The 23656-nt window shown below is 48.8% G+C and carries 18 protein-coding genes; 9 read left to right on the plus strand and 9 right to left on the minus strand.

The window, feature by feature from the left end; genetic code table 11:
* Positions 1 to 14: 14 nt before the first annotated feature.
* From PGL02S_RS24155 to PGL02S_RS24180, 6 genes are all read right to left on the minus strand, one after another.
* Entirely contained in the window at positions 15 to 716 is a 702-nt protein-coding gene (locus tag PGL02S_RS24155) for a PspA/IM30 family protein (RefSeq protein ID WP_172964080.1), read from the minus strand.
* Positions 717 to 876: 160 nt separating this feature from the next.
* A complete protein-coding gene (locus tag PGL02S_RS24160; RefSeq protein ID WP_006207695.1) occupies positions 877 to 1323 on the minus strand; it encodes an Hsp20/alpha crystallin family protein in 447 nt (148 codons plus the stop codon).
* 266 nt (positions 1324 to 1589) lie between these two features.
* On the minus strand, positions 1590 to 1817 hold the full coding sequence (locus tag PGL02S_RS24165; protein ID WP_006207694.1) for a helix-turn-helix domain-containing protein: 228 nt from the start codon (positions 1815 to 1817) through the stop codon (positions 1590 to 1592).
* Between the two features lie 77 nt (positions 1818 to 1894).
* Positions 1895 to 2137, minus strand: a complete 243-nt coding sequence (locus tag PGL02S_RS24170) for a cold-shock protein (protein ID WP_006207693.1) — start codon at positions 2135 to 2137, stop codon at positions 1895 to 1897.
* Between the two features lie 107 nt (positions 2138 to 2244).
* Complete coding sequence (locus PGL02S_RS24175) at positions 2245 to 2445, minus strand: cold-shock protein (RefSeq protein WP_006207692.1); 201 nt, start codon at positions 2443 to 2445, stop codon at positions 2245 to 2247.
* Positions 2446 to 2768: 323 nt separating this feature from the next.
* A complete protein-coding gene (locus tag PGL02S_RS24180) occupies positions 2769 to 5555 on the minus strand; it encodes a glycoside hydrolase family 3 C-terminal domain-containing protein (RefSeq protein ID WP_036636405.1) in 2787 nt (928 codons plus the stop codon).
* A 1078-nt stretch (positions 5556 to 6633) separates the two neighbouring features.
* On the opposite strand from PGL02S_RS24180, the gene PGL02S_RS24185 reads away from it, so the two are divergent.
* Positions 6634 to 7119, plus strand: coding sequence for an RNA polymerase sigma factor (locus PGL02S_RS24185; protein WP_006207689.1), 486 nt, complete (start codon positions 6634 to 6636; stop codon positions 7117 to 7119).
* Positions 7120 to 7127: 8 nt separating this feature from the next.
* Positions 7128 to 7727, plus strand: a complete 600-nt coding sequence (locus tag PGL02S_RS24190; RefSeq protein ID WP_160163972.1) for a zf-HC2 domain-containing protein — start codon at positions 7128 to 7130, stop codon at positions 7725 to 7727.
* A gap of 189 nt (positions 7728 to 7916) precedes the next feature.
* On the opposite strand, the gene PGL02S_RS24195 is transcribed toward PGL02S_RS24190, so the two are convergent.
* Positions 7917 to 9938: a fructose-specific PTS transporter subunit EIIC gene (locus PGL02S_RS24195; RefSeq protein WP_036636506.1), complete on the minus strand. Its 2022-nt coding sequence runs from the start codon at positions 9936 to 9938 to the stop codon at positions 7917 to 7919.
* 249 nt (positions 9939 to 10187) lie between these two features.
* The gene (locus PGL02S_RS24200) at positions 10188 to 12140 is read right to left on the minus strand and encodes a BglG family transcription antiterminator (protein ID WP_036636400.1); all 1953 of its coding nucleotides are present in this window, start codon (positions 12138 to 12140) and stop codon (positions 10188 to 10190) included.
* 266 nt (positions 12141 to 12406) lie between these two features.
* On the opposite strand from PGL02S_RS24200, the gene PGL02S_RS24205 reads away from it, so the two are divergent.
* A complete protein-coding gene (locus PGL02S_RS24205; RefSeq protein ID WP_036636398.1) occupies positions 12407 to 16393 on the plus strand; it encodes an endo-1,4-beta-xylanase in 3987 nt (1328 codons plus the stop codon).
* Positions 16394 to 16531: 138 nt separating this feature from the next.
* Here the strand turns inward: PGL02S_RS24205 and PGL02S_RS24210 are convergent, their stop codons facing one another.
* Complete coding sequence (locus PGL02S_RS24210) at positions 16532 to 17785, minus strand: mechanosensitive ion channel family protein (protein WP_036636393.1); 1254 nt, start codon at positions 17783 to 17785, stop codon at positions 16532 to 16534.
* A 252-nt stretch (positions 17786 to 18037) separates the two neighbouring features.
* Between PGL02S_RS24210 and PGL02S_RS24215 the strand changes: the two genes are divergently transcribed.
* The 6 genes from PGL02S_RS24215 (at position 18038) to PGL02S_RS28390 (ending at position 23578) form a co-directional block, all read left to right on the plus strand.
* Positions 18038 to 19720 (plus strand): sigma-54-dependent transcriptional regulator, encoded by a 1683-nt coding sequence (locus tag PGL02S_RS24215; RefSeq protein ID WP_036636392.1) that lies wholly within the window; start codon positions 18038 to 18040, stop codon positions 19718 to 19720.
* Positions 19721 to 19882: 162 nt separating this feature from the next.
* Positions 19883 to 20866, plus strand: coding sequence for a 2-keto-3-deoxygluconate permease (locus PGL02S_RS24220; RefSeq protein ID WP_036636391.1), 984 nt, complete (start codon positions 19883 to 19885; stop codon positions 20864 to 20866).
* 53 nt (positions 20867 to 20919) lie between these two features.
* Entirely contained in the window at positions 20920 to 22215 is a 1296-nt protein-coding gene (locus PGL02S_RS24225; protein ID WP_036636389.1) for a four-carbon acid sugar kinase family protein, read from the plus strand.
* Positions 22212 to 23213 (plus strand): 4-hydroxythreonine-4-phosphate dehydrogenase PdxA, encoded by a 1002-nt coding sequence (gene pdxA, locus PGL02S_RS24230; protein WP_006207682.1) that lies wholly within the window; start codon positions 22212 to 22214, stop codon positions 23211 to 23213. Before PGL02S_RS24225 ends, pdxA begins: the two co-directional genes overlap by 4 nt.
* A gap of 12 nt (positions 23214 to 23225) precedes the next feature.
* On the plus strand, positions 23226 to 23363 hold the full coding sequence (locus PGL02S_RS28565) for a hypothetical protein (protein ID WP_155984575.1): 138 nt from the start codon (positions 23226 to 23228) through the stop codon (positions 23361 to 23363).
* Between the two features lie 38 nt (positions 23364 to 23401).
* The gene (locus PGL02S_RS28390; RefSeq protein ID WP_006207681.1) at positions 23402 to 23578 is read left to right on the plus strand and encodes a hypothetical protein; all 177 of its coding nucleotides are present in this window, start codon (positions 23402 to 23404) and stop codon (positions 23576 to 23578) included.
* Positions 23579 to 23656 lie beyond the last annotated feature (78 nt).

Here is a 23656-nt window from a genome sequence, read left to right on the forward strand (position 1 = left end):
TAACAAAGAAATGGTTAGTCCTTCTTATTCAGCTTTTCCTTCATGGCTTCCAGTTCATCCTCGGCATGGGGAGCCTTGGTTGAACCGGCTACGCCCTTCTCCATGTTCTTCTCCAATTCGGCGATCAGATCATCCAGATCATCTTCCTTAGCACCCGCACGAAGCTCAGCCAAGGCGATCGCTTCATCCAGCGCGCGGCTCGCCTTCTCTTCCATCGAATGAAAGGCTGAATTCGCGCCACCCGAGGAAGAGCGGGAATTTAATTCCTGCTGAGCCTTGGCAGCGGTCATTTTCCCTTTCAGCTCGGCATGGCGTGCTTCCAGCTGGCTCATATCCGATACAAGTTTATCCTGCATTCGCTTCATATTCGCGGCGTTTGAGGAAGCGGCATCATATGCAGCCTGCAAATCGTCCAGCTTCTCAGCCTGCACCGCTTTTCTCTGCAGGAACTTCAAGGCATCGTCCTCGTTCCCCGCTTCCACAGCCTTCTCCGCATATCGCTGCAGCTTCTTGATCTCGGCGCTGCACTCATCAAGCGCCCGCTTTGCCCTGCGCTCATCCGATAGCACGGAGGCCGTCTCCGCTTTCACCTTGCCCAGATCACTGCTCAAGCTCCGCATATAAGTATCCACTGTTTTCTCCGGATCTTCGGTCCGTTCCAACAATGAATTCACGTTGACCTTCATAATATCCTTAAACCTCGATAAGATTCCCATCATGAGTTTCCCCCTCGAAAAGTTTACATTTACCCTATAATACCCTATGTACCGACGAAAGGTTTCATTTGCCGAAATTCGATGGAATATATGTAAATTTATAACTATTAATTACAGAAAAGAACCCCCCGACCCTAAGGATCGGAGGGTTCGTATAGGATTAGATATCATCCCGAATCTGGATGCGTTTCTTACCGGAGTTAGGCTGCTTCGGTATTTCAAGCTTAAGCACCCCATCCTTCAGCGATGCCGAGATTTGGTCCTCCGCAATCTGCTGAACGTAAAATCTGCGGACATACTCGCCATAACGGCGTTCCTTCCGGACGATGTGCTGGTCCGTATCCTCTACGCTGTGATCTTCCTTGCGAACGGCTTTGATCGTTAAGTAAGGGTCAGCGTAGCTGATTTCGATGTCTTCTTTTTGGAAACCGGGCAGCTCCGCCTCAACCAGATAAGCCTGCTCACTCTCTTTAATGTCCGTCTTGAAGGACATCATCGAGCCCTTAAACGGCGCAAACACGTCATCATTAAAGGCATCATGAAACGACTTCACCAGCTGACCGAAGGCATCTTCTCTGCGCTTCCCAAAAGGAATCAATTCAAACATCATCTATTTCCCCTTTCTTTGACCTTGTTTGACCTTACGCCTTTATTATATGCCGGGAGAACGTAAATGCCAAAACCGATTTAGAAGGAAAACAGACCAAAATAACGCGTTTTCAGCCAATTTACGTGGGTAATTTAGTTTGATCTTTTCGTTTGACCTTTTTTGACCTTCGGACTTATTCACTCTGGATTCATTTGAATTCGTTCTCATTAAGCAGCGTGATATTAAAGAAAAGGACATCCCTGAGGATGCCCTTCCATATCGGCTTATCGTTTCTTCATAATCTGATCGATTTCACTCTTCAACAAAAGGTATCGATGCACGCTTCGCATGATCGGAACTTTGGTTAGCTTATTCTGATCGACATAGCTTTTCATTTGATCCTTAGACAGACCTAACAAATTACCTGCTTCAGAAACGGTTAATACCACTTCGTTGCTTGTCGCATTAAACGTTTTCTTCACCTTTAGATTCCAATCCTCGAATACCTGCATGAGATTCTCAACCTTTCTTATACTTAACTAATGAAACGAACAAACCATCTTCTATCGGAATTGCAGGAGCCTGCCTCTTACGATTTAGTATCCTTGCGCTGATTCTTGCGGTAAAGTTTGATTTGCTGATCGGACGAAACGAGTATCGGCAAAATCTTATTGCTGCTGACCATGGACGACGCGCACTGTGAACAAACGGGAACTTCCTTGAACGAGAAGCTGTCTCGAATCCAACCGTTGCACCCTTCCTTCGTACAGGACCAAATGGCGGTCAACTCTTCTGGCAAATTTTCCAGTGGTCTATTCCAAGAGTAAGACATTGAATTTCCCCCTTAGCTACATTTTTAACGCCCTCATTGCCCTTTTACAAAGCTTGCCTTTTATAAAAAAATCCCCAAACGATACGTTTGGGGATCCTTTCAGAAATCTACAGTTTTACAACGTTCTCGGCTTGCTGTCCGCGGTTACCTTGGACTACGTTAAATTCAACGCGTTGTCCTTCGTCCAGCGACTTGAAACCGTCACCTGTGATCGCACTAAAGTGTACGAATACGTCTTCTCCACCTTCAACCTCAATGAAGCCAAATCCTTTTTCTGCGTTAAACCATTTCACTGTTCCTGTTTGCATAGAAACACCTCCTAAATTTATATGATTTTCTCATTTTGGTTAAAAAACAAAAAATTCACATATTGAACAAGGTTAATAATCAAAATAATAACCCTCTGCAATATGTGAATCCCAGGTCAAAATCCCAATAAACTTATTATACCCCAAGGGTCAGGAAATAGCAAATGATAAATCATTTCCAATAACATCTACACAATTAACGTAAATAAATAAGGTAAACATCGTTTTAAAGATGAAGAAGAAGCCCGCTCCTCGAGCGGACTTCTAATATTTCACAAAGACAATGGCATACAGATCATGCAGCGTTTTACCAACGATGCTGTCTAAACCCGTTTAAATTCAATCCAATCGATCTGTAGGCCAGGTTTGACAAAATCCAGCTTCATCTCATAATTACCGGCCTCCAACCGGACTTTGACGAGCTTCTGTTTGATCCATCTGCCGTCCGTGCCGTTCGTTTGAATCGTTGTCACCGGCTGATCATTCAGCGTCACGTTGCACGCGCTTTGCGCCAGCTCGGATTCCGGCGACATGATGCGTACAATGATGCGGTATTCGCCAGGCTCCTCCACGTTCACATAAGTCGATCCGCCTGCGGCAGGCTTCACCTGCATATTCCCGGATAAGGTCTGAGCCTGTTCCGGCGAGAGGGAACGATTGGATTTAAAAGCACCAACGGCCTCCTCCTTCACCTGTTTCCTGGAGAATACCGGAGCGTGCATCAGAAATTCGCATATGTTCATCGCGTTGCGCTGCAGCTCCCCACGGGTAAGCGTACCATTTTCGAGGGATTCCAGCGTATTGTCTTCCCACGCATTGATTTCCGCGCCATAGTTCATGACCACCATGTACAGATCATTTTGCGCCCGGATCATCCAGTTCGTATTTTTTCGATCAGCTGGACCCCCGTTTACCACATCATTCATAATGGCCCACCAGTCGGTCATCACAATGCCTTGAAAACCCCACTCCCCGCGCAGGATCGTAGTATTCAGATCATAGTTGGATGCTGCCCAGTGCCCGTTAATCGGGTTATAGGAGGTCATGATGCAATTCGCCCCGCCCTGCTTCACCGCAATTTCGAAGCCTTTCAAATAAATCTCGCGAAGGGCTCGTTCGGACACAATCGCATCCACCTTACTCCGATGTTTTTCCTGGTTATTGCAGGCAAAATGCTTCAGAGTAGCGTTGGAGCCGCCCTTCATAATCCCGCGCGTGCACGCCGCAGCAAATGCCCCGGAGATCAGCGGATCTTCCGAGAAATATTCGAAGTTTCGTCCATTCAGCGGACTCCGCCGAATGTTCAGTCCCGGTCCAAGCAGCGCATCAATGTTGTAACTGAGCAGTTCCCGGCCTTCCATAACATACAGCTCTTCGACCAGTTCCGTATTCCAGGTCGCTGCGAGCAGGGTGCCAATCGCAACCTGTGTGGCCTGCTGTCCGCTGTCCATCCGAATCCCGGACGGGCCATCCGCCGTACAAGCCACCGGAATTCCGTAGTCGAGCAAGCTGTCGCTTAACCCGCCGAATGCGGAGGCCGTTCCCGCTGTCACCAGCGGACTGCTCATGCCCTCCCCTCTGACAATCACCGCGAGATCCTGGTCGCTAAGCTGAGCGACAAAGTCCTCCATGCTGGCTTTGCCCTCATAGACATCCCTCAATGTATAGCCGCGATTACCCGTTTGCTCCAAGGCAGCGGGCAGATTATGCTGGACCCGGTCCGCCATGGATACCTTGCGCTGCGGAACTTCCTCGAAGATCAGTTCATAGGAGCCGTCATCCTTGCGGGCACCCGGCTTCATTCTTGTGAAGCTTTCCGTTGGCGCCATGGCTTCCTGAAGCTGCTCCACCACTTGAAGCGTATCCACCACGTAGCCGCTGTGACCCTCCATACCGATGGGCTCCACGCTTCTCACGCTGGTTCCCACGTACAAGTTATAGATCCCGGCTTCTAACACATACGCGGAAGGCTGCCCCGTCACACCGGCATCATCATAAGAAGCCATTGCATGAACCGGGAAGCTGATCGTAAGCTGCTGCGAATCGCCCGGTTGAAGCTCCCGCGTCTTACCGAATGCGGCCAACACTTTGGCGGGCTGACCCAGCTTTCCTTGCGGCGCTTCGTAATAAACCTGCACGACCTCTTTACCTGCATAGGTGGACCCTGTATTTTTTACGTTTACACGGACTTCAATGGATTCTTCACCATCTTTGACCGTTCGCTTGGCTTCTTCAAGGGCAACTTCGAATTCGGTATAGGACAATCCGAAGCCGAACTCATACTGAACTTGGCTGGGTCGAAACGTTTCGAAAAAACGGTACCCTACATAAATGTCTTCCTGATACAGGTTCTTCTGTTCATTGCCATAGTTACGGGTGGATGGATAATCCTCGATCGAATAAGCAATGGTGTCGGTTAACTTCCCGCTAGGGGTCACCTCACCGACCAATACGTCCGCAATCGCGTTGCCACCTTCCATGCCACCGTGCCAAGCGTAAATGACACTGGAAATCGGGTGTGCGTAACCTTCATCATTCATCCAGCTCATATCAATAATATTGGATACATTCAATACAACAACGGTCTTATCAAAATATGCTGTCACCTGCTTCAGCATCGCTTGTTCCTCTGCCGTTAACTGGTAGCTGCCGGACTCGTCGGCATTATCCTGGTCTTCTCCCGCGGTGCGGCCGATTACGACAATCGCTTTGTCGGATATATGTCTTGCTGTGGATACCAGTTCATCCGTTAGAGGCATTTCCTTCTGGTGCCACGGCTCAGCCGCCCAGCCACCACCGCCATTATCGAAGGGGTTCTGCTCAATCCACTGTTCATAGGCAGCTGCTAATTCCTCGTTAATCGCAATGCTTTTCTTATCCCGAAGTCCGTCAAGCAGATTCGTGGTATGGGAAACATGAACACTCCCTCCCGAACCGGTACCGCTGCGGTAATAGTTAATCTGCGTTCTGCCAAAAACGGATACGGTATCGTGTGCTTGAAGAGGAAGCACCTGTCCTTCATTCTGTAACAGTACGGCACCTTCGGCGGCGACTTTTCGGCTGAATTCAGCAAAGCCTTCCAAAGGAACTCCTAATCTCTCTATGCTCAATAGATTCCCTCCTAATAAATAATCGACATCTATTCACTATCATAGTAACAAATTCTGTATATGAATATGTAAAAAACTCTTGTAAGGAAATTCTTATCCTATTTCTTGCAAATAAAATAATTACGATCGAATGGTGAAGCTGGTATACTTGAAGGTATAACGTTTATCTTGATTGGATTGGCACGCTTTTTTTGAGAATATAACTGCGAATGGATCTAGTACCTTAATATAATCTGCTTTCAATAAAAGGAGGCACTCCCTTGAAGATCATCTCCAGGCTGTTTTCTGAGTACTTGCTTATCCCCCGGCCTTTTCGCTTATTGATTTTATGGGGCTGGATTTTCCTCTTTTTTGCCATTGGAATTAAGCTCAATTGGTTTTTTAACTTTTAACAACGTACAACCTCCATATTGGAGGTACGACAAAATACAACGATTAAGAATCCCATCTGCGATGGCGGAAATCACAACCCATTACTAAGAAATTGCAGGTAGTCTCCTGGTTCAAATAAAAATTCAATTGCTAAACCAGATATTCCTATTAAAACACCATACAGAATATGAACTTTTTCTCGCTTAACTTTGTTTTTTCAAAGATAACAATTAATGATATAAGAATCACCAAATAAACAAGATTACTGGCACTACTTTCTTTAACAAAGTTAGATAAGAATAAAGAAACACCAAGAGCAAACAAAAACAACGGTATTCTTAAGGTTACCATTTTATTCATAAACTCCTTCCTTTCTGGGTGCTCAGTGTGCGGAAGCTGTATCGATGGATTCGTCGGAAGCTAAACAAGCAAAAAACCACCGTGTAAGGTTGGAGCCTGTTTACAGTGGTTTGTCGTTAGATGATTAAATTATGTCTCAAACGCATGCCGTGGGTTTCACAGCCTTTGATCCTGAACTTTAGAGTCTTCACCGTTCCCGCGGTGAGGGCTCTATTTCTATTATAGTTAGTAATACTACGACGCAATTACTCTTTGTAATCATATTTTTGCGTAAAACAAAAATATTCCTAAACCTGTTGTAACGTTTATCATGATTTACGGATATATAGTTTGGGGAGGTGAACAGATGCAAGACACCGATGAATTATACAGGGAATATTCGACCCAAGTATATAAATTCGTATTCAGTTTTTGCCACAATCACTTGCTGGCCGAAGAAATCACACAAGAAACTTTTTATAGAGCTATAAAATCCATACATAGATACGATGGAACCTGCAAAGTGTACGTGTGGCTTTGTCAGATAGCTAAGCATGTGTGGTACCAGGAGCTGGACAAGCAGAACAAGAGGAAGGCTGACCCGTTGGAAGACAGTTCCTTATCCGAATCCTCCCATTCCACAGAATCTCAGTTCATTCTGGCTCAAGAGAAAATGGACTTGTTCAAACAGCTTCATTTACTGGATCCCCATACAAAGGAAGTCATGTATCTGCGCATGACCGGAGAATTCAGCTTTCGGGAAATCGGCGAAATTCTGGGCAGAGACGAAACGTGGGCCAGAGTTACCTTCTACAGAGGAAAACAAAAATTGATGAAAGGAAGAATGTCATGAAATGCGATATGGCTCGGGACTTATTACCCTCCTATATTGAGAAACTAACTTCTTCGCACAGTAACGAAGAAATCGAAAAGCATCTGCAAACGTGCGAAGAATGCCTCCAGTATTACAAGGAAATGACCAAACCAACGGATCTCTCCGTGCCCGTCATGGATAAAGAAGAGGTTGAAAACATCAACTTTTTGAAAAAGGTGAAGCAAAAAAACAGAAAAACACTCCTTCTCTCTATCTTGGCGGTGCTCATATTGGTGGCTGCCATTATTAAGCTGTTTGCCATCGGCTTTACGGTGTCATCTCAGGATGTAGATATCGTTCATCAGAAAGTGAATGGTCGCCTGGAGGTACACCTATCTCTGAAGAAGAACGGCCAGGACTTGGTGTTCTCGGGCAATAGCAAATTTATCTATGATGAGAATGACAATGTAATCGGCTACGAAACTCGTTACACCCCTAAAGGCGTGCTTCATAATCCTTTTGATGATGTGGGCGATGAGATTATGCTGGGTACAGAGATGAACAACGATACGGATTATTCGAACACGTTTATTCTTGTATTCAAAGATAAAACCATGACGTTCATCGATGGCGTTCTGGTGGAATAGAATACATCGGATAACATCCGGTCACAGCCTATGCAAAATTAAAGCCAGTCCCGCTCATTTCTTGCGGGACTGGCTTATTGTAACTCCAGCGGTTCATCCATTATCCTTCAGCTATAAGTCTAGCTTCGTGGCTGCCGCCGAAACGAAACGCCCAACCAATCATTCGGTAAAGTCTCTGAGCTTCTTGAATTAATGCACCTGATCGAGCAATTGATAGGCTTGCTCCTTCGTTGTCACCGCCAATAGCGCTTCTCGGAAATCATCATCCATCAGCTTGCGGGACAGCATCTGCAGCACTTTCAAATGCGCATTCTGTTTACTATTCCGCGGCACGGCAATCATAAAGATCAGTTTGGCTTCACTGCCGTCCAGACTCTTCCAATCCACACCATCCTGCTTGATACCAAAAACCACGCTTGGTTTCAGGACAGCATCCGATTTACCGTGAGGGATCGCAATATTCAGGCCGATGCCGGTGGAGCTTTCTTGTTCCCGGGCTAAAATGGCCTGTTTAAAATCTCCATCAGCGCGTACCGACCCGTTCCGCTCCAAGATCCCGATCATTTCATCAATAACGGCATCCTGTGTCGTTCCAACCAGATTCAGATTTATAAGCTCCGGTGTTACAATATCCGTCAATTTCTCAACCCGAATAACAGGTGGTTCCGTTACTGTCCCCTTATTACTCTCGATTGAGGACACTTCGGCTGAGTTCCGAGCCAGAGGTACACCTGCACCTGCGTCTTCGTCTGCTGCCAATCCCTCACCTGATCCGGCAGGATTACCAGCCGCTCCTCCTCCAACAGCTGCCGGCGTCACAGCTGCCACATCTTTCTTGAGCAGGCTTACCATCATCACCGATACGGCTGCGCCGACCATGACCGCGATGAAGAACATCAACACATTATCAACGGCACCAAGTACGGCTACAATCGGACCGCCATGGGCTACGCTGTCACCGACACTGCCAAACATCGCAATCACCGAACCTGTCATCGAACCGACCATGATACTCGGTATGACGCGCAGCGGATCTTGCGCAGCGAATGGAATCGCTCCTTCGGTAATACCGAACAGTCCCATCGTAAAGGTTGCCTTCCCAGCTTCACGTTCCGAAGGCGTAAACTTCCTTTTGTTCATCATGGCTGCCAGTCCCATCGCAATCGGAGGAACACAGATGGCTACGGCAATTTGGCCCATAATCTCATAATTTCCTTCACCGATCATAGCCGAGCCGAACAGGAACGCAACCTTATTCACGGGCCCACCCATGTCAAAAGAAATCATCGCGCCCAGAATAAGCGCTAACAGAATCGAACTTGTGCCCTGCATTCCCGCGAGCCATGCGGTCAACGCTTCGAACAGGTCCGCAACCGGAGCACCAATCACAAAGACGAAGATTAACCCTACAACCAGTGAAGCCAGCACCGGGATAACGATAATGGGCATAATCGGCTGCAACGACCGGGGAACCTTGATCTTTTTAATCGCAAGTGCAACATAACCTGCCAGGAAACCGGCAATAATCCCCCCGATGAATCCAGCTCCCGCTTCACTTCCGTAAAAGCTGCCGTTCGCAGCTATGAACCCGCCGACCATACCTGGTGCAAGGCCCGGCCTGTCCGCAATACTCATTGCGATAAATCCGGCCAGGATCGGAACCATGAAGGTAAACGCAGCCCCGCCGATACTCTCAATCGTTTTCCAGATCGAGCCTTCCGGTATAACCAGACCGCCCGGCGTCTTCACACCGCCCATCGTCAGTGCAATCGCAATGAGCAGCCCGCCGATCACGATAAACGGTACCATATAGGATACACCGTTCATCAAGTGACGGTAGATCGGATTTTGTTTCGGTTTGTTCTCTCCTGTATCTTCAACAGACTTGGACTGTGCCTGATAGACGGGCACATCCCCTCTCATCATCCGTTGGATCAGCTCTTCCGGACGACGGATACCCTCCTGCACCCCAACAACAAGCAGTTTTTTACCCACAAACCGGTCTTTCACCACCGTTTTATCCGCTGCGATGATAATACCATCGGCTTCACGGATATCCTGCTCCGTGAATTGGTTCTCCACGCCAATGGAGCCCTGAGTCTCAACCTTCAGATCAACGCCCAGCTTCGCGCCTGCCTTCTGCAGATTCTCAGCGGCCATATACGTATGTGCAATTCCGTTAGGACATGAGGTAATCGCTAATATTTTCATGATCGTCATTCCCCTTCTTTCCTGTCATGTTCCCGCTTACATTTATAGTGTACACGCTGAAAACGCTGTTATCGGACAAACTTTTTACCGGAACTTCCGGAAAAACAGGTTTATTTCGCAATAAAATATCCCGCAAAGTGGAGCCTATGCTACGCCGCTTATTCCAAATACTTTGCCGGGACCCGAAAAAAAATGTAAAAAGCAGGACGTATACGCCCTGCTTCATCATCACAAACACTACTATTCATGTTAACCTTTTAACGTATTCAGCAATCGAATCGCATCAGTCTCCTTAGCCAACACACTGACCAATGCCGGCTGCTCACTGATCCGCGACAATTCTTTGAACAGCTGTCGCATCTCTTTCCGCTCATCATGCTTAATCGCAAGCAAGAACACAAGCTCTACCTTCTCGGTTCCCCAGGTGATGGGCTGCTTCAGAGTAACAACAGCGATGCAGGACTGTTTGACCCACTCCGAGCTGCCATGTGGAATGGCAATGCCGCCCCCTATCGTCGTAGCCGACATGTGTTCACGATCCAGCACGCTTTTCGTATACCCTGCCTCGACATACCCTTTGTCCTCCAGCATGAGCGCAAACTTGGCGATTAACTGTTCTGGACGCTCTGCCTCCTGCTGAGGAAAGACAAGAAAAGGTGTCGTATATTTCAAGAAAACCGATTCCTCAGCCGTCCGGCTGTACGGCTCATCAAGCCGGCGGATCGCCTGCTCCAGCTTCCGTTCATCATTCGCCTCGAGCAGAGGGGAGACGAGGATATGAGGTGATTTTAACTCGGGCAGCTCAACGGTCGTAATAACAAGATCCACCTCATGAGCTGCCAGATAATCCTCAACCTCCCCTCTGGACATCGTTGTCTCCACATGCACGGAAGGGAATCTCCGTTCCACCTTCGCTAGAAGCAATTGTGACATCCCAACGCCCATGTGACACACAATAATCACCTTCTGAGGGTGGCTCTCATTCTGGTGAAGCCGTTCCACGGACGCCTGAAAGTGCAGCGTCAAATAGGCGGCTTCCTCTTCGGGAAAGTGCAGATGGAGCGCTCCCCCTACCTCTTCCAGTGCGATAATGACCCGATCGAACATATAGGGATACATCCTTTTGATCTCGGCCAGCATCGGATTGGACACAGCCAGACCGTATTCAAGACGATTTATGGTTGTGTACAAATGCACTTTCAACCCGTTCAATAATACCTGGTCCTTGGAAAACGGGATCATATTCAGCTCCGACATTCGCTGAATCAGCTGCTCAACCAATTGGGGCAACAGGGGGTGGCTATCCGCCAGCTCGCTCCGTCCAACGCCCCCATCCTCCTGACTGTATCGGAACTTCCCGCCAAGCAGGTGCAGGGTAAGATAAGCCGTTTCTTCCTTGGAAAAAGGGACCGCGAACAGCTTTTGCAGCTGCTTCAAAAAGCCTATCGCCCATGCAAACTCCGCTTTGTTCTCCAAAAAGGCAATGTCCTGCCCAGAAAGCGAGATCGGCTGTCCCAGCTTGGTCCGCTTGACCATGAGCAGAATATGCAGCATCAGGCTTTCAAAGGTTTCATCGGTGAAGCGAAGCTGATGCTGCTGTTGCAAACCCTTCAACTCATTGTATACGGTTGCAATCTCGTGCGGTTCATACTGGTTGCGCATCATCTGTCCCGTTAACTCGGGACGGTTGATCAACTGGTTCAACCGTGCCAGTGCCGTCCGTTTGTTCTTCTCCGAGCCTTCAATCATGAAGCCCACGCGCTGCTTGGTCACCAAGCTCAGATCAAAGCTCCGCAGCCAGTTCTGAATCTTTTCCATATCCCGGCGGATAATCGCCTTATTCACGTAAAATGGGGAAGCCAAATTCTGCAGCGTTACGGGTTTCGCACTCATCAAGAGCCGGTATGCCAGGTGCAGCACCCTTTCCTCATCGGATTCATCGCCGGTGGTGCTCTCGTTGGAATATAAGCGGTGGAATAAATCAGCCTGATCCGCTTCGCTGATCTCCAGATAGATGCCAAGTCCCGGCCTTTTCACCAGATGACCACCGGAGTGCGTAACTATATATTCTTCAATCACCTTCAGATCGTTTCGGATCGTCTTCTCCGAGCAATCGGTCTGATCCGCCAGATCCTGCACGAGCCACAACCGGTTCGGTTCCATTAACAAATTGCGAAAAATCTCTTTTTGCCTGTTATTCATTCCAATCTCCCATATTCAGCTTATTTGGAGAGCTCACGAATCGTGAGCAGGTACTTGGTCCTACTGTATATCATATCCGGCCTGTGTGGCAATCTGATCGGGGAAATGGCAGCAAAAGATATTTAAAAAGCAAAGGATCATCTTTAATTTACAATAAGACTTGCACTCCTGCCGGATGATAAAATCAGGAAAAGGAAAGGAGGTCTCTCACCACATTATGTAAGCGCTTAAATAATTCAACCATCACGATAAAGGGAGGACAGTACATGAATAAATGGACCCAACAAGTCATCTCGATGATGACCGCGGCAGCTTTGCTCATACCTTCAGGCTGGTATGCTTCGGACGTAAACGCGGATGCACAGGCATCACCAAATATCGAGACCGTATATCATGAAAGCTTTGAGACCGGAGTTGGAAAAGCCGTGCAATCTGGCAGTGCCAGCTTAACGTACGTTGCCGACAAAGCGTTTGAAGGGAATGATGACGGCGGGGCTCTGTATGTGAGCAATAGAGCAAACAACTGGGATGCCGTTGACTTCAAATATGCCGACATCGGCTTGAAGAATGGCGAGACGTATACGGTAACCGCATCCGTCTACGTGGACGCAGACGTGATCGTGCCAAGCGGCGCACAAGCGTTTTTGCAAACGGTAAACAGCTACGGCTGGCTGGACGGCAAGGATTTTACAGCCGGAAGCGCTGCCGTGCTTAGCAAGGAATTTACGGTGAATACCGGGACGGATTCAGCCCTGCGGATTCAATCCAACGATGAAGGGAAGGCCGTTCCGTTTTACCTCGGAGATGTACGCATTACCAAGAAAGTGACTCCCGGCGGCGGTGAGGAGGAATTACCGAGAGACCCCGCGCTGCCTTTCACCACCATCGACTTTGAAAACCAAACGACAGGCGGCTTTGAAGGCAGGGCAGGCACCGAAACGTTGACCGTAACAGAGGAAGCCAACCATACGGAGGGCGGCTCGTACGCTTTGAAAGTCGAAGGCCGGACAACCTCATGGCATGGCCCTTCATTGCGAGTGGAGAAATACGTAAATAAGGGCAGCGAATATAAAATATCAGCATGGGTCAAATTGATCGAGCCCGCCAGCTCACAGCTTCAGCTGTCCACCCAGGTTGGCTCTGGAAGCAGTGCGAATTATGTAACTCTGGCACCCAAGACGATCAGTACCAGCGACGGATGGGTTCAATTTGAAGGAACTTACCGTTATAACAGTGTGGGGGACGAATACTTAACCATCTATGTAGAAAGCTCGAATAACGGGTCTGCATCCTTTTATATCGACGACATCAGCTTTACAGCAACAAGCGCGGGCCCAGTCGAAATCGAGAAGGACTTGATTCCCATCAAGCAGGCGTATCAGAACGAATTCCTGATCGGCAATGCCATCACGGCGGAGGATCTGGAAGGTGTGCGACTTGAGCTGTTATCCATGCACCACAATGTCGCCACGGCAGGCAACGCGATGAAGCCGGATGCGATGCAGCCGACAAAAGGCAATTTTACGTTTAGCTCAGCGGACGCCATGGTCGATAAAGTCCTGGCAGAAAATATGCAGATGCACGGACACGTGCTTGTCTGGCACCAGCAATCACCGGCGTGGATGAATACGGCGCAGGACGGACAAGGAAACTCTGTGCCGTTAAGCCGCGATGAAGCACTTGAGAATTTGCGGACGCATATCCGCACCGTCATGGAGCATTTTGGCGACAAGGTCATCTCCTGGGATGTCGTCAATGAAGCAATGAACGACAATCCGCCAAATCCGGCCGATTGGGAAGCTTCGCTCCGCCAATCCCCGTGGTATCAAGCCATTGGACCGGACTATGTCGAGCAGGCCTTCCTTGCGGCAAGGGAAGTGCTGGATGATCATCCCGAGTGGGATATCAAGCTTCATTACAACGATTACAACGAAGATAACCAGAACAAAGCTACTGCCATTTACAACATGGTAAAATCCATGAACGACAAATATACAGAAACTCACCCAGGCAAATTGCTGGTGGACGGTGTCGGCATGCAAGGGCACTACAACATCAACACAAAACCGGAAAATGTAAAGCGGTCCCTGGAGAAGTTTATCTCCCTGGGTGTAGAGGTTACCATCAGCGAGCTGGACATCACCGCAGGAAGCGACTACCAGCTTCCCGAGCCGCTTGCGAATAAACAGGGCTATTTATACGCCCAATTGATGAAAATCTTCCGGGACCATGCGGACAGCATCAGCCGCGTGACCTTCTGGGGGATGGACGACAGCACAAGCTGGCGGGCTTCATCCAATCCATTGTTATTTGATAAGAACCTTAAGGCCAAGCCTGCCTACTACGGCGTCATTGATCCTGACACCTTTATCGAAGAGCATCAGCCCGGCTCGGAGAATGTCAACCAATCCAGTGCGGCGTATGGTACACCTACCATCGACGGGACCATCGATGCCCTGTGGAATCAGGCTCCCGCCATGCCGATCAATCGGTATCAGATGGCTTGGCAAGGTGCGACCGGCGTGGCAAAAGCGCTCTGGGATGAACACAATCTGTACGTACTGATTCAGGTTAGTGACGCGCAGCTGGATAAATCCAGCACCAACGTCTGGGAGCAGGACTCCGTCGAAATCTTCGTGGACCAAAACAATGCAAAAACGACATTTTACCAAGATGACGACGGGCAGTACCGAATCAACTTCGACAACGAAACTTCGTTCAGCCCGCTGAAAATCGCCGAAGGCTTCGTATCGGCAACGCAGGTATCAGGCACCAACTATACCGTGGAAGCGAAGATTCCGCTCAAAGCGATCACTCCGGCAAACGGAGTCAACATCGGCTTCGACTCGCAAATCAACGACGCCAAGAGCGGCGCTCGCCAAAGTGTAGCTGCCTGGAATGATACAACCGGCAACGGTTATCAGGATCCATCCATATTCGGCGTGCTGACCCTTACCGGCAAACCCGGAAGTCCAGGCGGGAATGGCCCCGGCAGCGGGGACGGCGGCAGCGGTGGTCAGAATAACAGTAGCGGCAGCAGCAGTCATAGCAGCAATGGTGCCGGCAGCCCATCCGGCATCTCTGTGAGCGAAAATGGCGTAGTAACCATCAAGGCGGAAGTGAAGGTCATAGACGGACGCGCAGTGGCTGTCATTTCCAGTGACCTCCTGAAGAAAGCACTTGAGCAAGCTGCTCAAATGGTCAACGGCAAGAAACAGATTATTGTTGAGGTGACCCAACAGAACGATGTCGATTCATACGACATACAGCTGCCTAGCCAAAGCTTGAAGGGTCAGGAAGCCTTTGAGCTATTGCTGAAGACCGAACACGCGGTCCTTCATATTCCAAGCAACATGCTTTCGAGTACAGCGGATCTCGCTGAGCCCGTGTCCGTTCGCATCGGCACAGCCTCTACAGCCCCAATGAGCGCAGCGGACATAGAACGGGTTGGCACCCGTCCGGTGATCCAGCTGGAACTGCTGGCAGGCGGCCATGTCATCGACTGGAACAATCCCAAGGCACCCGTAACAGTAGAAATTCCTTACGCGCCGGCTGTGACGGAACGGATTCATTCCGATCACATCGTGGTGTGGTATATCGATGGCAATGGCAAGGTTCATCCTATTCCAAATAGCCGATATGATGCGGGATCTGGCAGGGCTATTTTCCATACAACCCATTTTAGCACCTTCGCGGTAGCCTATGTGTCCCACGCGTTCGGAGATCTGGCAAGCGTCCCTTGGGCGAAGGATGCCATTATGCACATGGCGGCACGCGATGTCATCAAGGGTACAACTGCGAGCAGCTTCTCACCGGAGACCTTTATCACGAGAGCTGACTTTGCAGCGCTGTTGGTTCGGGCTCTGGAATTGCAGAGCAGCGGAAACCCTGCGGCTGCCTTTAACGATATCGAGCCAAGCGCTTATTACAGAGACGCCATAGACACTGCGCTTTCCCTTGGCCTCGTGAATGGATTCAAGGACCAGACCTTCAGACCAAACAGCCCCATTTCCCGGCAGGATATGATGTCGATGGCAGCACGGGCATTGTCTGCAGCCGGCAAGAAAGCCGAGGGCAGCGGAAGCTTGGACGGGTATCTGGATGCAGCAAGCATCTCCGGCTATGCCATGGACAGCGTTGCGGCCTTAGTGAAGTCCGGAATCGTAAACGGCAAGAACGGCAAGATCGCTCCGCATGACTCGCTCACCCGCGCGGAAGCGGCGGTGATTTTGCACCGAATTTGGAACCTGTAGTGCAGCGATAGAGCCTTCATAAACAGAAGCAGACGCCAGTCCATGACTGGCGTCTGCTGTGTTTTCAGCACACAATGCAAACCGTTATCCTAAAGCTTACATGTCTCTTTGACGATCTGCGATCTTGGTTTTGGTATCTCAATATCCTCGCGAATACTCTGGACTTTCTTTCAGTTGGACTATATCATGGCCCGTCGGATTCTGGAAGGCACGAAGCCCGAATGTCGGGGCGACGGCAAAAATATGATCAAATATATCGGCCTGAATCGATTCATACACTGCCCAGTTGATATCATTGGTGAAAGTGTAGATTTCCAGTGGCAGTCCATTATCTCCCGGCGCCAGCTGTCTGACAATCAGCGTCATATCCTTATGAATTTTCGGATGATTTCTTAGATATTGATGGATATATTCTCTGAACACACCTACATTCGTAAGCTGTCTGCCGTTCACTTTGCTATCCGTATTAATCTGATGCTCCATGTTATAAGCGTTAATTTCATTTAATCTGGTCGTGACATAATCGCTAAGGTAGTGAATCTTCTGAAATTCCTCAATCATGTCCTGAGTACAGAAGCATATGCTGCTCGTATCAATGTAGAAGCTGCGCTTAATCCTTCTGCCGCCGGATACCTGCATGCCTCTCCAATTCTTGAACGAGTCCGAGATGAGGGCATAGCTCGGAATCATCGTGATCGTTTTATCGAAATTCATCACCTTTACGGTGTTCAAGGTAATGTCGATGACGTCACCGTCCGCATTATATTTGGGCATTTCAATCCAGTCGCCTACGCGTACCATATCATTCGATGATAGCTGAATGCCTGCTACCAGACCTAGTATGGAATCCTTGAAGACCAGCATCAGAACAGCCGATAAGGCACCCAGCCCACTGAGAATGATCAACGGATTCTGACCGATCAGGTTCGAGATCACCACAATGCCGCCGATGATGAACAGAATGATGTTCGCCACCTGAATGTATCCCTTGATCGGTCTGATCTTGGAGATTTCAAACGAACGATAAATCGCGTCAAAGGCGTTGAGCAGCGCATTAAATACCATGATGGTTACGATAATCATATACGTCATGGCCGCTTTTTCAATCAGAACCTGGTACGAGGGAAAGATGGATGCCGAGAAATAGATGATGATGGCCGGCACCAGATGCGACAGCTTGTGGAACACCTTTTTCTCCACAATGATGTTGTCCCATGTGTAGCGATTGCTGTTGACGATATGTATAATCGTCTTCAGTACGATTTTTTTAGTTATGATATTTGCCAGAATTGAGATCAATGCGATAAATAAGACCATGATCATACTCGAAAGATACACAATGGTCTGTTCACTCATGCCATATCCGTCTAGTTGATTTTTGATAAAATCCATTGGTTCCTCCTACCGCTGTTTATATTAGCCTATTATTATAGAATAGATTCCAGCACGAAGCAAAAGAACAAAAATTCCCATCCGCGACCTCATGTGGGTAATGAACATACAGGTTCAATATCCAGCAGCGGAGATTCGCCATGCTTGCAGGGTGCGATTCCGATATAAGTTGGCTATAATGGAGGTACGCGCCTGCATCTCGCAAGAACGAGGTACACGGCCAATTGATTTATACAAAAAGGCAGGATAAATATGAGTATACATGTCCATATGATTGCTCCATATGAAGCGATGATTCCCGTAATACAAGAGTGTATTCCCCATTTTCCCGAACTAGACATTCAGTATGCGGTCGGCGATTTGATGAAAGGGGCTGAGCTGGCAGCCCATGCTGAGAAAAACGGAGCCGAAGTCATTATCAGCCGCGGCGGAACGGCGCAGCGCATCAAGGACGCCGTCACGATTCCCGTCATTGACATCCACCTGTCGGGATACGACATGATCCGTTCTCTCACGCTGGCGAGTCAGTTTAACGGAAAAACAGCCATCGTGGGCTTTTCCAATATTACTTCCGGCGCACAATCGATTATTGAGCTGATGGATTTGCCATTAAAGGTATACACCATCCATAGCTCCGAAGACGTTGCCAGATTACTGCTGGAGCTGAAGTCTGACGGCTACCGCCAGATTGTCGGCGATGTCATCACCGTGAATACAGCCCAGGCATACGGCTTAAAGGGCTTGTTAATCCATTCAGGCAAAGAATCGATCATAAGAGCTCTGGAGGATGCCCAGCTTATCTATCGCTATCTCAGCAAAAGCAACGTCGTTTCCATGATACTGAACGATCTCGTTACACTGGAGCATCCCAATCTCGTTATTCTGAACGATCGGAATGAGGTCATATTTGAGCGATTGACGGATTTTGACCACAGCCCTTTGACGGACCATCATATTTTTCTGACTAATACCAGCCTGGAATTCCACAAATCCAAAATTCAGAATATGTTCATGGTCGATGATTTCCAGTTGGCGGTCACAGCTTATGAAACAACCTTGAATCATATAAGTTATAAAGTATACACGCTGGAAAAAGAACAGCCTTATGCGTTTGCGCAGACAGGCGTAAAGGCATATCAAGAAGCACTAGCCGAACCTGTTGTCGCGGAATCCCCCGCTATGCGCAGGGCATTGGACCATATCCAAGCGCTCTATCAGCACCATGAGCCCATTCATCTGCTTGGGGAGAAGGATACGGGGAAGTCCTTCCTTGTTCAATATTTTCATCAGTTGTACTCGGACGGCGGCTTGCTGCTTCAGATCGATATGGCCCAAATCTCCCCGGATCAGTTAGAGAAAATTCCGTTGTCCAACGTTCGCAATGTGGAATTCATCCATATCGAACAAAGCGTACCTGATCCTCGTTTTGCTGCATTCGTTCAGTCCTGCCTTCCTAGGCAGATCGGCGTATTCATGCTCAGTGAACAGCAGCTTGACCAAGTCGGAACCGGACATATACAGCTCAATACAGTCATCATGCCGTCCCTGTCTGACCGATTGGATGACCTCCCTTCGCTCATTCAGCATTTTCTAAGCAGATACCATCAAAAATACGGAACCAATGCAGTAAAAATAAAGGATGACGCATTGCAGCTGATACGGCAGTCCGCTTCGTTTATGACAATCGGCCAATTAAAACAGCTCATCAAGCAAGCGGCCCTGAACGAGACGGATTACGTGATTTCAGCCGAAACCTTATCTCGCTTGCTGGATGGGCATTCTGCCTCAAACCCTATCCAGCTCGAAGGAACCCTAAAAGAGATCGAGAAAGAAATCATTCAACATGTACTCCGTGAGGAAAATAATAATCAATCAAGGGCGGCAGAACGATTAGGGATTAATCGGGCCACGCTTTGGCGCAAACTTAAAGAATGAATTTAAGTTCGCGTCTTTTTTTCGTTATATATGTTGCAATTTTAAACAGTTAAATAAAATTTTATTATTTACATAAATTATATGTTGCTAAAATAAGCAATATAGACTAGTATAATGACTGCAAGCGCTTCAATAAAACGATTACATTAAGGAGCTAATACTATGAAAATCAAAGCGACATTAGATCGTATCCCTGGCGGTATGATGGTTGTTCCCCTCCTCGTCGGAGCGTGCATCAATACATTCGCACCTAATGCTTTGCGCATCGGCGGTTTCACGGAGGCTTTGTTCGTGAACAGCTCGAGTACACTCATTGCCCTGTTCCTGCTGATTGCCGGAACGCAAATCACGTTTAAAACGGCAGGGTCCTCTGTTGGTAAGGGTGTCACACTGCTGGTGTTTAAATGGGCTATCGGTGCACTATTAGGATTGATCGCCATTATGTTTGCCGATTCCAATGGATTATTCCTGGGTCTTGCCCCTCTTGCCATTATCGCCGCGATGACAAATTCCAACGGCGGACTGTATATAGCGCTAGCCGGACAATATGGAAAAGAGGATGACAAGGCTGCTTATCCTTTCCTTGCTTTAAGCGACGGACCGTTCTTGACGATGGTGGCCCTCTCGATCTTCGGCGCTATGGGTTTTGCCAACGGCATGTTCTCGCCGATGTCTTTTGTTGCGGTACTGCTTCCCCTGCTCGTCGGTGTCGTGATCGGGAACCTGGACCGCGATATGGCCGATTGGCTGCATAAAGGCAGTGACAAGCTGGTTCCTTTCTTCGCTTTCTCGCTGGGTATGGGCATCAATTTCTCGTCCATCATTCAGGGTGGACTGAGCGGCATCCTGCTTGGGGTGATGACCGTATTGATCACGGGCGGCATTGGATTCCTTCTCTTCAGAGCCATCGGCTGGAACCCGATTGTCGGTGCTTCGGAAGGCTCCACAGCCGGTAACGCAGTTGGAACGCCGGCTGCAATTTTGGCTGCCAACGCCTCATTCGCTCCCATCGCTGAACTTGCAACTGTACAAATCGCCGCGAGTGTCGTGACCACGGCCATCCTGCTGCCGATCTTTATCGGCTTCCTGTCCAAGAGATTGGAGAAATCAGGCGGTGTAGCCAAATACAATAATCCAACATCATAGAGGTTTTTTTAAGAACCCCTCTATCCATCAGCTTTTTAAGAGGAGGTAGCAGCATGAAATTAGCTATTATCGCAGATGATTTGACAGGTGCCAATGACAGCGGGGTCCAACTCGCCCGTCATGGCTTGAAAACAAGTGTGTTATTCGATATGGACGAAGATAATATTCATCACTATGATGCTGTTGTCTTCGATACGGACAGTCGTTCCATTACATCAGAGGAGGCATATCGGCGAGTAAGCCGAGCCGCCCAATTTTTAACAGATGCCGGGTTTGACACGATTTTCAAAAAAATGGACTCCACCATGCGCGGCAATATCGGGATCGAGATCGATGCCCTGTACGACATAGTGAAGCCTGACTTCATGATGATCGTCCCGGGTTATCCCAAAAACAATCGCACCATTCTAGACGGCACTCATTATCTGAATGGCGTGCCGCTGGCAGAGACGGAGATTGCCAACGATCCCAAGACACCGGTCACCCATTCCTATCTGCCGGACCTGCTTCAATTGCAGACCAAACATGCCGTCGGCGTGATTTCAGTCCGCGATCTGAACGCTGGCAGGGACCATATTAAGAATAAGTTAAAGGAATGGATAGAACAGGATATCCCGTATGTGCTGGTGGACTCCACGGAAGAAGCGCATTTAGAGCAGATCCTGCGAATAACCAAACAACTAGACTATGACTTCGCATGGGCTGGATCTGCAGGCATTGCCAACTATCTTCCTTCTCATTACGATATTTCGAGCCGTCCTGTCGAGCTCACCATCAAGCAAAATCAGGGGCCAATCCTTACCGTCGTGGGCAGCGTGAACAAGAATTCCCGCGCACAGCTTAAACTGCTGCTTGAACAAACCGATGTTTATCCGGTACCATTCAGCTCCTACAAGGCTGTATCCGCGCAAGCAGAGCGCGATGAGGAAATCCAGCGCGTGTATGAAGAAGTGAAGACCCAGGCACTGCAAGGCAAGGACATCGTCATCTACTCAACCGCAGAGCAGTCTGATGTTGACCAAGCACGAGCAGTTGGTGAGACTAGAGGACTTAATCACACCGAGGTCAGCAATGAGATTGTGCGCGCCATTGGTGAAATCTGCGCCAAGCTGCTGGAGAACGGGTATTTCCATGGTGTATCCATGACTGGCGGAGATACCGCCAAGCAGATCTGCATGAAATGGAAGATTAGCGGCTTTGAATTGTTGGACGAGCTTGAGATTGGCGTGCCGATCTCGAAATTTTTAAGCGTTGACGACCTGTATGTCATCACCAAGGCAGGCGGATTCGGCAAACCGGACGTATTTATCCACGCGATTCATAAGTTAAAAGGAGGTCATACCGCATGAAACCGACCGTTGGAATTACGATGGGCGATGCCGCAGGCATCGGACCCGAGATTATTATGAAGGCACTCTCCCATCAGGAGATGTACGATAACTGCAATCCACTTGTTATTGGAGATGCAAAAATTTTAGAGCGGGTACTGCCCATTATCGGTTCAGACTTACAGGTACGCGCCATTCAGGATCCATCCGAGGCCAAATATGAATTTGGCACCGTGGATGTTATCGATCTGGATCTCGTTCCGGCCGACCTTAAATTCGGCGAAGTATCCGCTATTGCGGGAGATGCAGCCTTTCAATTCCTGGCCAGAGCGATCGAGCTGGCGAAACAGCACAAGATCCACTCCATCTGCACAGCTCCACTAAACAAGGAAGCTTTACATCAAGGCGGGCATCTGTATCCCGGTCACACCGAGATCCTGGCGGACCTCACCGATACAACAGATTTCTCGATGATGCTGACAACGCCGAACTTGCGGGTGATTCACCTGACTACACATATGGGGTTGATCGAAGCCATTCAGAGCATCACCCCGGAAAGAACGTATACCGTCGTCAAGCTGGCTCACGATACTCTGAAAAAAGCCGGTTTCGACAATCCAAGAGTGGCCGTCTGCGGAATCAACCCGCATGCGGGCGAGAACGGACTCTTCGGCAACGGAGAAGAAGAGAAACAACTGCAGCCGGGCATCGAGCGCGCCCAGCAGGAAGGCATTAACGTTGTGGGCCCCCTGCCTGCGGACACCTTATTCTTCAGAGCAGGCAGAGGCGATTTCGATATCGTGGTTGCTTGCTACCATGACCAGGGACATGCCCCCATCAAGGTCATGGGCATCGAAGAAGGCGTGAACATCACGGTCGGACTGAAGGGCGGCATCATCCGCACCTCGGTCGACCATGGCACCGCCTTCGATATTGCCGGGAAGAACATCGCCGACGACAAGAGCATGCTCGCCGCGATTCGCTCGGCCATTGAGCTGGCTCCGAAGGATTGGATTTAGTCGAGTGACGATTTGAAGATGTCACATGTGGAAGACCCGGCAGAGGCCGGGTCTTTTTTTGCTGCACACAATAACGGTATCTGCGGCTTGCCCTCAATTCAGGTCAATGCGGTAACCACGAATAACCGAATACCAGCCAGCACATACTAAACATCACAATCGATTCCAGTACAAGGAGGACCTTTCCATTGAGCGACCATCAACCGGACAAGAACCTGATCAACACGGTGAAAGACCTCGAAGCGACACCCGTGAACAGCCTGGAGGCCCAGCAGCAGCAGCAGGCCCGCAATGATCGCCGGAAGCAAGCCCAGCATGACAGCAACGGCAAATACAAGGAGAATGAATCCAAGAACTATCATTAACCGCGTTGTGACCATATGGGCTTCTATACATGCCAATCCCCCCCTCATATTACACGTCAAAAAAGCGACCCGTTAGGG

The organism is Paenibacillus glucanolyticus NBRC 15330 (assembly GCF_004000885.1).
Lineage (GTDB): Bacteria > Bacillota > Bacilli > Paenibacillales > Paenibacillaceae > Paenibacillus_AQ > Paenibacillus_AQ glucanolyticus.